At 44.3% G+C, this 14,246-nt stretch carries 12 protein-coding genes; 10 read left to right on the top strand and 2 right to left on the bottom strand.

Annotated features, from left to right (window positions below; translation table 11 throughout):
* Positions 1-110: 110 nt before the first annotated feature.
* Together AN394_RS00810 and AN394_RS00805 are read right to left on the bottom strand one after the other, a co-directional pair.
* On the bottom strand, positions 111-773 hold the full coding sequence (locus AN394_RS00810) for a response regulator transcription factor (protein ID WP_054562939.1): 663 nt from the start codon (positions 771-773) through the stop codon (positions 111-113).
* A gap of 112 nt (positions 774-885) precedes the next feature.
* Positions 886-3,177 (bottom strand): TonB-dependent receptor, encoded by a 2,292-nt coding sequence (locus AN394_RS00805; RefSeq protein ID WP_055020576.1) that lies wholly within the window; start codon positions 3,175-3,177, stop codon positions 886-888.
* Between the two features lie 295 nt (positions 3,178-3,472).
* Here AN394_RS00805 and AN394_RS00800 point away from each other — a divergent pair, with 295 nt between their 5' ends.
* The 10 genes from AN394_RS00800 to AN394_RS00755 all read left to right on the top strand — a co-directional run bounded on the left by AN394_RS00800 (position 3,473) and on the right by AN394_RS00755 (position 14,225).
* Complete coding sequence (locus AN394_RS00800; RefSeq protein WP_055020575.1) at positions 3,473-4,774, top strand: GntP family permease; 1,302 nt, start codon at positions 3,473-3,475, stop codon at positions 4,772-4,774.
* A 9-nt stretch (positions 4,775-4,783) separates the two neighbouring features.
* Positions 4,784-5,971 carry a homoserine O-acetyltransferase gene (locus AN394_RS00795; RefSeq protein WP_054552325.1) on the top strand — a complete coding sequence of 396 codons (1,188 nt, stop codon included), beginning with the start codon at positions 4,784-4,786 and terminating at the stop codon, positions 5,969-5,971.
* Between the two features lie 4 nt (positions 5,972-5,975).
* A complete protein-coding gene (locus AN394_RS00790) occupies positions 5,976-6,737 on the top strand; it encodes a 3-hydroxybutyrate dehydrogenase (RefSeq protein WP_055020574.1) in 762 nt (253 codons plus the stop codon).
* Between the two features lie 9 nt (positions 6,738-6,746).
* Positions 6,747-7,454: a CoA transferase subunit A gene (locus AN394_RS00785; RefSeq protein ID WP_054552327.1), complete on the top strand. Its 708-nt coding sequence runs from the start codon at positions 6,747-6,749 to the stop codon at positions 7,452-7,454.
* A gap of 11 nt (positions 7,455-7,465) precedes the next feature.
* Entirely contained in the window at positions 7,466-8,125 is a 660-nt protein-coding gene (locus AN394_RS00780; protein ID WP_054562936.1) for a 3-oxoacid CoA-transferase subunit B, read from the top strand.
* Positions 8,126-8,352: 227 nt separating this feature from the next.
* Positions 8,353-9,594, top strand: a complete 1,242-nt coding sequence (locus AN394_RS00775) for an OprO/OprP family phosphate-selective porin (RefSeq protein WP_055020573.1) — start codon at positions 8,353-8,355, stop codon at positions 9,592-9,594.
* 12 nt (positions 9,595-9,606) lie between these two features.
* Positions 9,607-10,572 (top strand): tripartite tricarboxylate transporter substrate binding protein, encoded by a 966-nt coding sequence (locus tag AN394_RS00770; RefSeq protein WP_370316435.1) that lies wholly within the window; start codon positions 9,607-9,609, stop codon positions 10,570-10,572.
* Between the two features lie 9 nt (positions 10,573-10,581).
* Entirely contained in the window at positions 10,582-11,046 is a 465-nt protein-coding gene (locus tag AN394_RS00765) for a tripartite tricarboxylate transporter TctB family protein (protein ID WP_054562934.1), read from the top strand.
* Positions 11,047-11,049: 3 nt separating this feature from the next.
* Positions 11,050-12,588 carry a tripartite tricarboxylate transporter permease gene (locus tag AN394_RS00760; RefSeq protein WP_054552331.1) on the top strand — a complete coding sequence of 513 codons (1,539 nt, stop codon included), beginning with the start codon at positions 11,050-11,052 and terminating at the stop codon, positions 12,586-12,588.
* A gap of 14 nt (positions 12,589-12,602) precedes the next feature.
* On the top strand, positions 12,603-14,225 hold the full coding sequence (locus tag AN394_RS00755) for a sensor histidine kinase (RefSeq protein WP_055020572.1): 1,623 nt from the start codon (positions 12,603-12,605) through the stop codon (positions 14,223-14,225).
* Positions 14,226-14,246: the final 21 nt, after the last annotated feature.

The following is a 14,246-nucleotide window of genomic DNA, read 5'->3' as shown; positions in this document are numbered from 1 at the left end:
TCTGTGCCAAAAATTAAGGTGTTGAAAAGTAATAACTTTTCGTTTTTTGGAACGTGAGCTTTTCCCATTACTGGGAAAGCGAGTTTTAAAACTGGGAGTGAATGCTTAAATTAGCTTTCTTCGATTTTGCCAACCTGCGAAAGCTGATTAAACAAAATGCCCGCTTGAGTACGGTTATAAACATTGAGTTTGCGTAAAATCGCTGACACATGTTGTTTGATTGTGGTTTCTTGAATCGACATTTCAAAGGCGATTTGTTTATTCAATAAACCGTCGGCAATCATCGCTAGTACGCGGTATTGCTGGGGGGTTAGTTTTTCAAGGTTACGAGCAAATTCGCTTTGTTCGTCGTTGATCACCACATCGGTTAAATCCACTTCAGGTGGTAACCAAGTGTCGCCATTGAGTACATGACTAATTGCTTCACTGATAACATCTAAAGAAGATGACTTTGGAATATAGCCAGCAGCGCCAAGGCTCATAGCTTGTTTGATTATGGCGGGTGTCTCATTGGCTGAGACCATGATCACTAAGATATCAGGGTAGTGGTTACGCAGTTGCGAAAGGGCTTGTAGGCCATTTGCACCAGGGATCGTAAGGTCTAAAAATATTAGTTCAATCTCAGGGTGAGCGCTTAACAGTGTAAACAAACCATCAATGTCACTGGTCTCTTTAATATGTTCTTCAGGCACTGATGTCGCCGCAGCTTGACGCAGCGCACTTCTAAATAACGGGTGATCATCGGCGATTATAGTGTTCACAGCTAAAGACATTCCCTCGATTCTCCAATGCGTTATGTTATAAGTGATTTTGCGCTTTGAAACAAGGTTTGCCTGAAGGGAAGTTTCAGACAAACCTTTCTCACACAAGGATTTAGATTCTATTTTAGAAACGGTAACCAACAGTGAAGGCTACAGTGCGAGGATCGCCGTAATAACCAATCAGGGTATTATCACCACCTAAACCTGGGGTGTATTTGCTGATATCTGTTGGGTCTGTTGGATCAGGTGCCACGAATTGGTAACCACCAATCATGTACTCTTCATCCGTTAAGTTTTTACCGTAAAGACCTGCAGTCCAGTGACCATCTGTGCTGTACCAAGTGATACCCATATTAAAGATACCGTAAGCATCTTGCGTTAATAGGCTATCTTCTTCGAATAGCGCGTAGTCGCCTCTGTGGTAGTAGTTACCATTGACAACAAAATCACCCATTTCTGTGTACATACGGTACGTTGCACCCAGGTTAAAGGTTAAATCAGGTGTGTTTGATACCGTAAAGCGGTCTGATTTATCGAATGCTTCACCGGTTTCTGGGTCGTAATCAATTACGTTATCAAAGCTACTATCAATGTAACCCACTGACGCATCAAAGCTGAGTGATTCTGTTGCAACATAGTTAAGTTCAAGTTCAATACCATCTGATGTTGACTCACCAATGTTACCTAAGCGTTGATTTAGATCTGCTGCGCTATCACCCGGTAATACCGAAATATATTGACGATCTTTATGGTCAAGGGTGAATAAGGTGACGTTTGCACGTAAGTTGTTGTTCCACTCACTCTTCATACCGATTTCGAATGAATCAACGATTTCTGGTTTTGCTGCTGGCTCTGCAGTCGTTGCACGTGGGTTGAAAGTACCTGACTTAAAGCCTTGCGCGTAACTTGCAAAGAACATGATGTCACGATTGTATTGGTATTCAACACCTGCACGTGGTGTGAAGCGTGACCATTCTTCTTCATCATCGAGTACTGTTGGAACCAGTTGGCCTTCTGGGCGAGTATAACCTGGTACCCAACCTGATTCTGGGTAAACAATGTCAAAGATTAGACCGTTGTTAACCTGTGCTTCTTTTTTGTCTTTGGTGTAACGCGCACCGAGTGTCATTGACCATTTATCGGTTAAATCAATTGAGCTTTGGATATACGCTGCTTTACTGTTTGAGTTACTACAGCCGCTTACTTCACGAGTTAGACCCGGTGCGCCTAGGCTTTGACCTAAAATACCTAAAATTGCCTCAAATTGACCGCAAGATTCACCATCATAGTAGTAAAGGCCCGAAACCAGTTTATAGTTATCGCCTTGATGATTTAGCTGTAACTCATGAGTGGTTTGCTCATCATCGTAAATAGCAGGTACATCGAAAATTTGCAGTGACGTGTTATCAAAGTCGATATTAGTCGGTGAGTAGCTCTCACGGCTTGAACCAATATATTTAATGCTAGTGCTGTCAGTCATATCCCAACGAGCAGTTAGGCTATAGCCTTCTAGTTCAACTTTATTCCATGTTGGCAAGCTGGTATATGAGTCATACACGCTGTCTGGAACTGGTGCATCAGTAAGAATACTTGGTAGTAAACGGTAACCACCTTTTGCGTTTGATTTGTCTTCTGTTTTATCCCACGCGAAACGGAAGAATAAGTCATCAGTCGGAGTGTATTCGAGTGTAACGCGAGCTGCGGTTACGTCTTTGTTGTAGTTTTCGCGGTCTTGGTTATCAAGAGCCGATGTTAAAAACTCACCAAAGCCGTCACGGTTAAGCGTTGCAAAACCAAAACCCACGTAAAGTTTTTCGTCAACAATCGGTAATTGGCCAGTGATTTTTAAATCTTTCTGGTTATAGCTACCTACAGTGCCTTGAATATTTAAGGTAGCATCACCGCTCATTTCTTTGGTGACATATTTAATCGCACCACCTATGGTATTTTTACCATATAGCGTCCCTTGTGGACCACGTAATACTTCGATTTGTTGCACATCAAGCAGATCAAGCACGGCACCTTGAGGGCGAGCAAGATAAACATCATCAATATAGATACCGACACCTGGCTCATAGCCCCAAAGTGGATCTTGTTGACCTACACCACGAATAAACGCGGTAATTGTAGAGTTAGTACCACGGCTTGCTTGCAAGGTGGTATTTGGCGAGAACTGCTGAACTTCGGTCATAACGACGATGCCATTTTCAGCCAGCTCTTCAGCACCCACTGAGGTTACAGCAACAGGAACTTCTTGCAGGTTTTCAACAGTTTTACGTGCTGTTACCTGAATACGTTCAAGTTCACCTTTTTTTGCTGCAGGTTCGGCTTGTTCTGCCGCTTGAGCACTGACACCTGCCAAAGCAAGTGATACAGCCAGAGTAAGTGGCGCGACTTTTGGGTTAAGCTTTATCATGTTGTATTCCTTGTTATTGTTGTCATTAGTCTTATGGCCACTCACATTGATGTTGCCGAAGACTGAATAAGATTTGCCCGTGTCACCTGTCAGTTAATGTAGAAGATAGTTGCAGAAATTGAATTAGTACCATAGTGCTATACCCGCCACAGCCCTTTATTTATCAAGCAATTAAGCTATTTTTAAAGCAGATAGTACCTTAGTGTTATGTATTTTTTGAACGCTTAGGGTAAGACTGAAAGCATTATTCCGATGTCACCTCATCTGTGTAATAACAATAATTATAGGAATGTCTATGCTGAGCATGATAGGACTGTTAGGCGGTTTAATACTGCTGATCATTTTAACGCTGCGTGGGGTAAATTTATTTATCGCTGCGCCAATCTGTGCACTGTTAGTTGCACTTAGTAGTGGCATGGCCATTTTCCCTGTATCGGCAGATACAAACTTTATTAACGCCTATATGGATGGCTTTGCAGGCTTTTTAAGTGCGTGGTTCTTTATGTTCTTACTGGGTTCTTTATTCGGTAAGTTCATGGAAGACACCGGTGCTGCAGACAGTGTTGCGAGCTACATTGTGGGTAAACTAGGTATGAAGCACGCCGTTCTTGCGGTTGTGATTGCCTGTTCAGTTTTAACCTACGGTGGCGTGAGCGTCTTTATTGTTGCGTTTTCTGTCTACCCAATGGCATTAAGTCTGTTTAAAGATGCAAACTTACCGCGCCGCTTTATTCCAGCAACGCTGGCATTTGGTTCGGTGACCTTTACCATGACTTCGGCAGGCTCGCCAGAAATTCAAAACTGGATCCCGGTTAAGCACCTTGGTACGTCACCCTATGCGGCATGGGAAGTGAGCTTAGTCGTGGCTATTTTTATGGCCACAGCAGGTTACTTTTGGTTAAACAAGATGATCAAAAAGGCCGTTGCTAATGGCGAAACCTTTGAAGCGCGCGATGATGATCCTGTCATTATTGAGCGTCGTCGTCCGCATCCAATTACGGGTGTGATCCCACTGATTGTGGTGCTGCTTTTATCATTTACGCTACATGATGTACTGCAGCAAACCGCGCTTATTGTTGCCTTACTTGGTGGTGTGCTGAGTATTGTGATTATTAACTTTAAGCATTTTCACGATATGGGTAATGCCATTAACGTTGGTACAACCGGTGCTTTAGTGGCAATCGGTAATACCGCTGCAGTGGTTGGCTTTGGCGCTGTGGCGAAAGTATCACCAGCATTTACCGCCGCTGTCGATGTGATGACCCATATGCCGGGGAATGAACTGGTTGGTGCTGCGGTTGCGGTCAGTGTAATTGCCGGCTTAACAGGGTCTGCTTCTGGCGGGCAAGCCATTGCATTACCCCTTGTCGCACCAGGTTATTTAGACATGGGTGTAAACCCTGAACAACTGCACCGAGTAGTGGCAATTAGCTCTGGAGCCCTCGATACCTTGCCGCATAATGGTTATGTGGTCACAACAATACGCGCTATCTGTAAAGAAACGCATCAACGAGCGTATTGGTCAATGGCAGCACTCACTGCGGTTATTCCGCTTATCGGTGTCGCATTGGCACTTGGACTCTTTATTATCTTTTAAGGAACAGCAATGAAAACCAAATTAATAATTTTGCTATGGCTGGTTGTATTTAGTAGCACTGCGTTTGGCGCTGCAAATAAAGCCGACACCATGCTGGTGGAAAAACAGCATTTTACGACAAAAGATTTTACCACTGTGTCTGGTGTGACTTTAGATCAAGTTGATATTGGCTGGGAAAGTTACGGAAAACTAAACGCCAATAAAGATAACGTGATTTTAATCACTCATTACTTCTCAGGTACTTCTCATGCCGCAGGTAAATATAAAGCGGATGACGCCCTACCGGGTTATTGGGATGCGATTATCGGCCCAGGTAAAGCTATCGATACGAATAAATATTATGTGATTAGCTCAGATACCTTAGTGAATGCCAACTGGCATGATGAAAATGTCATCACCACAGGCCCTGCGTCAACGAATCCAAAAACAGGCAAACCTTATGGCTTAGATTTTCCTGTGGTTACGATTACTGACTTTGTGAATGTGCAAAAGCGCTTACTCGACAGCCTAGGTATCACTAAATTACATGCTGTGATGGGCGCATCAATGGGCTCGTTTCAAGCACTTGAGTGGGCAACACGTTACCCAGATAAAGTAGAGCGTTTAATTCATGTGATTGGCGCTGCAACTATGGATGCATGGACAGTTGCGGCACTTGAAAAATGGGCGTTACCAATTCGTTTAGATAAAAACTGGCAGCAAGGTAATTACTACGGCAAAGAGCGCCCGTTAGATGGCTTAGCGGCAACCATGCTTAATATTACACAAGATGCGATGCATCCAATTATTTATAACGCGAGCTTCCCTGACTTTAATGTATTGGATGAAGGTGCATTAAAAGATATTCGCACCTTGCCTAAGTTAAACCAAGTACTCGCTCAACGCGCAATGGCACGAGCGAAAACGCAAGATGCCAACCATGTACTTTATTTGGTCCGGGCATCACAACTATTTACAGCTGGCATGCAAAGTGATTTAACAACGGCACTTAAAAATGTCTCTGCCAAAACATTATTACTACCCGCAACGAACGACTTACTGCTTCGCCCTGAAAACATGCGTACTGTGTTTGACACCATGAAAGCGGCAGGTAAAGACGTTGAGATTTCAGAAATAGAAGGGGGCTGGGGACACCTTGATGGCATTTTCTCAATCGCCCCGAAAGCGCAGCTTATCAGTGAGTTTTTAGAGGAGTAACCCGATGAGCAAAACAGTTTTAATTACCGGTGCAGCCAGTGGTATTGGTCTATATGTTGCCCAGCAACTGGCGATGCAAGGTCACACTATTATTGTGACTGATTTAAATCAGCAAGCAGCACAACAAGCGGCGATAGGCATTGTTGAGCAAGGTGGTAGCGCCGAAGGGTATGCCCTTAATGTGGCAGATAGTGATGCAATAGAGCAGTTTTTCACTGAGCTTAATCAGCCAATTGATGTACTTATTAATAATGCGGGTATTCAGCACGTGGCAAAGCTTGAAGATTTCCCGGCTGATAAATGGCAGTTCTTACAGCAAGTTATGCTCGTTGGCCCAGCGATGATGACCAAGGCGGTACTCCCTCGTATGCGTGAGCAAGATTTTGGTCGCATCATTAATATTGGCTCAATTCATGCCATGGTGGCGTCTAAATATAAGTCGGCTTATATCGCTGCAAAACATGGCTTAATCGGCTTTGCTAAAACCATGGCACTCGAAACGGGTGATGCCAACATCACGATTAATACTGTGTGCCCAGCCTATGTAAAAACGCCGCTTGTGGAGCAACAAATTGCCTCGCAAGCTAAAGAACATGGCATTTCTGAGCAACAAGTGATCGACACAATTATGTTAGCACCGATGCCGAAAAAAGCATTTATCGGCTTAGATGAGATCCTGCATACCGTTAGCTTTTTAATGGCCGATGCAGCACGCAATATTACCGCCCAAGCAATCGCCATTGATGGCGGTTGGACTGCACAATAGGAGGAGCCAATGGCAGGTTTTGATAAAGTAGTTACAAGTTATAGCGAAGCGATGGCTGGCCTTGAAGATGGCATGACAGTGATAGCCGGTGGTTTTGGTTTATGCGGTATTCCTGAAGGACTAATTGCGCAAATTAAACGTCAAGGCACTCGTGGTTTAACAGTGGTATCGAATAACTGTGGCGTTGATGGTTTTGGTTTAGGAGTGCTACTTGAAGACAAGCAAATCAGTAAGATGGTTGCCTCTTACGTTGGTGAAAACGCGCTATTTGAGCAGCAACTATTAAATGGTGAACTTGAAGTTGAGCTCACACCGCAAGGCACTTTAGCTGAAAAAATGCGTGCTGGTGGTGCGGGTATTCCTGCATTTTATACCGCAACGGGTGTCGGTACACCGGTGGCTGACGGTAAAGAAACCCGCAATATTAATGGTCGCGATTATTTATTAGAGCCAAGCATTACTGGCGACTTTGCGATAGTTAAAGCGTGGAAAGCAGATCGCTACGGTAACTGCATTTATCGTCATACGGCGATGAACTTTAATCCGATGGCAGCAACCGCAGGCAAAATTACGGTTCTTGAAGTTGAAGAAATTGTTGAGCCAGGGGAACTAGAGCCAAGCCAAATTCACACGCCGGGTATCTATATTGACCGAGTGATTAAAGGTGAATTTGAAAAGCGCATCGAGAAAGTTACCACTAAGCAAGAGAATCAATAAGGAGCACGCTGATGGCATTATCACGAGAACAAATCGCTAAACGCGTGGCGATGGAACTACAGGATGGTTACTACGTTAACTTAGGTATAGGTATTCCAACCTTGGTTGCTAATTACGTCCCTGATGGCATCGAAGTGATGCTGCAATCTGAAAATGGTTTACTCGGTATGGGGCCATACCCAAGTGCAGACCAAGTTGATGCCGATATGATCAACGCAGGTAAAGAAACGGTCACCGCTGCAACGGGGGCGGCTATATTTAGCTCCGCAGAAAGCTTTGCCATGATCCGCGGCGGCCACGTTGATTTAACCGTGCTGGGCGCGTTTGAAGTAGACCAAAACGGCAACATAGCTAGTTGGATGATCCCGAAAAAGCTGGTTAAAGGAATGGGCGGTGCGATGGACTTGGTGGCTGGTGCTAAAAACATTATTTGTACTATGACCCATGCCAACAAGCATGGCGAATCAAAACTGCTGACCGAATGTAGTTTGCCGTTAACGGGCGTTGGTTGTATCAATAAAGTGATCACCGATTTGGCACTTTTAGAAATTAAAGACGGTGCATTTCATTTATTAGAGCGTGCGCCAGGTGTCTCGGTTGATGAGATTATTGCTAAGACACAGGGCAAACTTATTGTCTCTGGTGACGTTCCTGAGATGACTTTTAGCTAGTTTTGCGACTTTTAAGCAGCTAATTTGCCTAGATTTTATACTAACCCCCAGTAATGTGCTTTTTGTTCATGGGTTTTATGAACAAAAAGCCATTTATCATCATCAATGCAACTTACCCCCTAAACATTTCGTTAATCTATCGTTAACACTATGCTCCAAACCAGATCGCCGTTTGCAGTCGGCCGATCAACGACAACAAATAACTATAATCTGGTGTGGAGTAATTCATGAAAGCAAGTAACACACAGCTCGCTTTAGCCGTTGCAGCGGCGTTAGCAAGTACATCAGCATTCGCACAAAGCGACACTGAACAACTACAGCAACAACTCGATGCACTTCAAAAAGAAGTGGATTCATTAAAAACATCTAGCGGCTTCAACCTAGAATTTGGTGGTCGCGTGCAACTTGATTACAACTATTTCGACGGTGCTTACAATGCCGACAATGATGGCGCTGGAGGCAGCGACTTCTTCCCACGTCGTATCCGTACTTATGTTGAAAGTGAACATGGCAACTGGGATCACAAATTACTACTCGAATTTTCTGAAGGCACGGCTGAAATCGTGTTAGCGCGTGTACGTTATGCATTCGACAACGGCTTAAAAGTAAAAGCCGGTAAAATTCGTGAAGACATGTCGCTCAATGCGCTAACTAGTTCTAAACACATTAATACTATTGAGCGTAGCACCCTTGCTAACACCTTCTCGCCTTTCTTCCGCTGGGGTATCTCAGCTTATCAATACTTTAAAGATTCAGGCTTACGTTACGCCGTGGGTGTTTACAAAAACGATGCGTTTGGTGCATCGGGCCATGACGAAGATGACAAACTGACATTGGCTGTAACAGGTCGCTTAACTTGGTCTAGTGCAGCACCGGGTGATGTGATTCATTTAGGTGCTTGGCACTCTTATCGTGATATGGGCGACAATGATTTAAGCGCTCGTTTTGCCCGTGGTGAAGTGCGTGAAACCAATGTTCGCTTAGTGGATTACGCAGTCGGTGGTGAAACCGCAGCGCTAAATAGCATGTCGCAAAGCGGTCTTGAATTTGCCTACCAAGCGAATGCATTCACTCTAGAGGCTGAATATGCCAGCCGTTACCTTGATACGGTAGATAGTAGCAACGAGCTTGATGGTGAACGTCTTGATGGCTTTCATGTATCGGCAAGTTACTTCTTAGGCGGTGAGCAGCGCCGTTACAAAGCAGGCTCAGCATTATTTGTACAACCAAAAGGGATTAAAGATGCATGGGAGCTTGTTGCCCGTGTGTCACAAATGAACGCTAGCAGCAAACAGCAAGGTACCGACGTAACCACTTATACATTAGGCACATCATATTACCTAAGCAGCGATATCAAATTTATGGGCAACCTGATTTACAGCGATGTTGATGGTGCTGGTGCTTCTACGCTGGTAGGTGATGAAGATTCAGGTATGGGCATCAGTGCTCGTATGCAGTACTTATTTTAGGAGTCGTGCATTATGACTATGTTTAAATCATTAAAAAGATCTGTTTTAGCAGCTTCATTATTAGTAGCCAGCCCACTGGCATTAGCAAACTTACACTTTTTGGTACCGGGTGGCCCAGGCGGCGGTTGGGATACCACAGCACGTGGTGTTGGTGAAGCAATGGTAAAAGCGGGCATTGAAGATAATGCATCGTTTCAGAATATGTCGGGCGGCGGCGGTGGCCGTGCAATTGCTTACTTGATTGAGTCGGGCACTAAAAAAGGCGATATGTTGATGGTTAACTCAACGCCTATCGTACTGCGCGCATTATCAGGCAAAATTCCTTACAGTTATCGCGATTTAACACCAGTTGCCAGCATGATTGCTGATTATGGTGCATTTGTGGTGCGTAATGACTCGCCATTTAAAACATGGCAAGACGTTATTGATGCAATGAAAAAAGACCCAGGCTCTGTAAAAGTAGCAGGTGGCTCTGCGCGCGGCAGCATGGATCACTTAGTGGCTGCACAAGCGGTTAAAGCGGCGGGTCTTGATGGTCGTCGATTACGTTACATTCCTTACGATGCCGGTGGTAAAGCGAAAGCTGGTTTACTGTCGGGTGAGGTCAACTTACTTTCAACAGGCTTAAGTGAAGCACTCGAAGTCGCTAATGGTGGTCAGGCACGTATTTTAGCGGTGACTTCTGCAGATAAATTGCCAGATTACCCAGCAATTCCAACCTTAAAGTCGCTCGGTTACGACATGGAGTTCGTAAACTGGCGCGGCTTTTTTGCAACCCCAGATTTACCGGCAGACAAACTAGCCGAGTACACAGAAAAGCTACGTAAGCTGCAACAAACTCCTGAATGGGAAGCGGTTCGTGCCCGTAATGGTTGGCTAAATCTATTTCAAGAAAAAGAAGCGTTTATTAAATCGCTTGAGCAGCAAGAAGCGCAATTACGCGTTGTAATGAAAGAACTTGGTTTTATCCGAGGCTAAGGTTAGACGATGTTAAACCGTGAACTAATTGGACCAAGTTTATTCTTGGTCCTCTTTACCCTCTACGCCCTTGTGGCTTGGCAAATTCCACTTATGCCATTTGAAGAGTACGAAAGCGTTACTTCTGCAACCTTACCAAAAGTGTATGCAGTATTTGGTATCGTGGTGTGTGTACTATCGATTGGTGCCAACTTATTAAAGCAAGCGCCTGCAGAAAAAGCAGAGCTACTCAGTAAGGGCAACTTACTACGTACCTTTGCATTGTTGGTTTTAATGGTTGCTTATAGCGCCATGCTTGAACCGTTCGGTTTTTTAATTGCCACCAGTGCATTTTTAATTACGGGCTTTTTTATCATGGGCGAACGCCGTAAGGCAGTGTTGTTGTTTGCTTCTGTGCCTGTGGCCGTGGTTTTTTGGTTTTTAATGACACAAGTACTGGGCATTTACTTAGTACCTGGCAATCTGTGGAGTTAAGTTATGCTTGATGGAATTATGTTAGGTTTGTCGACCGTACTCGACTGGAACAACTTGTTATATGTAATTGTTGGCTGCTTTGTTGGCACGTTCATCGGTATGCTACCGGGCCTTGGCCCAATTACCGCGATTGCGTTGATGATCCCAATAACTTACAGCATCGGTGCTGATTCGGGCATGATTTTAATGGCCGGTGTTTACTATGGGGCTATATTCGGTGGCTCTACTTCTTCTATTTTGATTAATGCGCCGGGTGTGGCAGGCACGGTAGCGTCATCGTTTGATGGTTACCCACTAGCAAAACAAGGTAAGGCAGGTAAAGCCCTTGCGATTGCAGCTTATTCATCCTTTATAGGCGGGACCATTGGCGCCATTTTATTGATGGTGGCTGCGCCATTATTAGCGAAAGTGTCATTAAGTTTCCAATCGCCTGATTATGTTGTACTGATGTTTTTAGGCTTAACGGCTATCGCTGCGTTCTCTAATAAAGGGCAATTCTTAAAAGCCATGATGATGACGGTATTTGGCTTAATGCTGGCAACGGTAGGTATTGATCCCTCTTCAGGTACCGAGCGCTTTACTTTTGGCCAAGCTGATTTATTAGATGGTATTAGCTTTTTATTAGTAGCGATGGCAACGTTTGCGTTGGCTGAGGCGCTGATTAATGTGGCACGCCCTGAAGCTGAACCAGATAAAAAAATTGATGATCCTGATACGCCAAAAATTGGCTCAACAAAACTGACTAAAGAAGAAGTAAAAGACATGGCTCCTGTGGTTGGTCGCTCATCTTTACTTGGTTTTATAGTCGGTGTGTTACCGGGCGCAGGGGCAACCATTGCCAGCTTTATGGCCTATGCCACTGAGCGTAATCTTGCTCCAAAAGCGCTGAAAGATAAATTTGGTAAGGGTTCGATGCGTGGCTTAGCGGCACCCGAGTCGGCTAATAATGCAGCTTGTACTGGCTCATTTGTACCATTACTGACTTTAGGTATTCCAGGCTCTGGTACAACAGCTATTATGCTAGGTGCATTAATTGCCTACGGTATTCAGCCGGGCCCTATGTTAATGCAAGAAAACCCAAGCGTGTTTTGGGCTGTCATTGTCAGTATGTACTTTGGCAATATTGTACTGCTGATTTTGAATCTGCCGTTGATCCCATATTTCGCTAAAGTGTTGGCAATGCCTAAATCTGTGCTGACAGTGATGATTTTATTCTTCAGCTTAATTGGTGTGTACTTAGTGTCATTTAACACCTTTGATTTATTTATGATGGTGGGCTTTGCGCTGGTGGCCTTGGTGCTTCGCTTGTTAGCTTTCCCGATGGCGCCTTTATTACTTGGCTTTATCCTCGGTGATATGATTGAGCGAAACTTCCGTCGTGCCATGATGATTTCAGATGGTTCACTAAGCTTTTTATGGGACCGCCCATTAACACTGAGTATTTTTGTGATTTCGATCTTAGTGTTGTTGTTCCCACTGAAAGACTATATTGTCCAACGTCGTAAAGAAAAAGCAGCTACGCAAGCAGAGCAACATGCGTAGAACAAGGCACTGATATGAGATACACCAATAAGCTAAACCCATTTCAGCATGTGGTTAAAAAACCTAAGCGCTTAGAAACGCGGCTCATCATTTGGGTTACCGGTCTATGTGTTTTACAGGCTGTATTGTTTGGCGCTTTGGTGTATCAGATCACCGCAGAAAGCTTACATAACCACATGGGCGATAAAGCGCTTGCGCTCGCAACCAGTATAGCCTCACGGGATGACGTGCAAAACGCATTGCAAACCAAGCAAGGGCTTGATGAGTTAAATATGCAAATAGAGCATATTCGTGAACTCACCGCAGCCAGCTTTATCGTGATTGGCGATAACAATACCCGCCGCATTGTTCACCCAGACCCCGACAAGCTCGGTAAGCCGATGGTGGGTGGTGACAGTAAAGCGGCACTGCGTGGTGAGCGTTATGTGTCGATTGCAAAAGGAAGTTTGGGCGAGTCTATTCGTGGCAAAGTCCCTGTGCTCTCAGAGCGAGGCGAAGTCATCGGCTTGGTATCGGTTGGCTTTTTAGTGCAATCAATTGAACCGCTTATTCGTGCTCGCAGTGCTGAAATTATGCTTTGGGGTTTGTTGTTAGTCGGTTTAAGTATTTTGGCCGCGGTGTATATTGGTCAACGGGTTCGTAATGCTATTTTTGGTTTACAGCCTGATGAAATAGCACGGTTGTTCTCTGAGCAAGATGCTATTTTGAATACTGTTCGTAGCGGCATTATCGCCCTCGATCCTGAAGGTAATGTACGTAACTTAAATCAACGTGCCTGCGAAATCCTCGGTAAACCGACCAGCTGTATTCATCAACCACTTAAACTTGCAGACTTACTTCCTGAACATAGTGAGTTTTTAATGCATAACCAACAGCGTCCGATTGTTGGTTTTGAATTATTTGCCGCCGATAAACGCATTGTGTTGTCGCGATATGCATTGCAAGTGCAAGGTCAGGCTGATGGTATTTTATTGAGTATGCGCCCTGCGGATGAGCTTGAATATTTATCGCAGCAATTAACCAAAGTGCAAGCCTTTGCTGAGTTATTACGAGTGCAAACGCATGATTACTCGAACAAGCTAAACTTAATTGGTGCGTTAATTCAGATGGGGCAAACGGATCAGGCGATTGAGTTAATTGGTCAAGAAAGTAAAGGCTCGCAAGCGCAGATCCATCATTTACTCGAAAGGATCCAAGATCCGGTACTAGCAGGTTTATTGGTTGGTAAATACCATAAAGCCCGTGAATTAAACGTGATACTTGAGCTTAATCCAGATAGCTTATTAGGATCGATCACCCGTAAAGATATGCTTGAACGGGTTGTCTCGATACTTGGCAATTTGATTGATAACGCAATTGAAGCTGCTATTCGAGCTAGCGATACACGTACCCCTAAGGTTCGTGTTACGGTTGATGAAACCAGCAAAACATTATTGTTTGATGTTGAAGACAGCGGTTTTGGTTTAGGCGATGACAAGGATGTGATATTTACACCACAATACAGTTCTAAGTCAGGGGCTGAGCATGGTATCGGCCTTTATTTAGTTAAAACCAACTTAGATTCGTGTCGTGGTAGTTTAGAAATAGGTGAGTCTGATCTGATGGGGGCACGCTTAAGTGTCTACATTCCAAAATAATAAAAAATGATCAGCCTATAA

It is taken from the genome of Pseudoalteromonas sp. P1-26 (genome assembly GCF_001401795.1).
In the GTDB taxonomy this organism is placed as follows: Bacteria; Pseudomonadota; Gammaproteobacteria; order Enterobacterales; family Alteromonadaceae; genus Pseudoalteromonas.
This window is presented reverse-complemented; position numbering and strand designations above follow the sequence as displayed.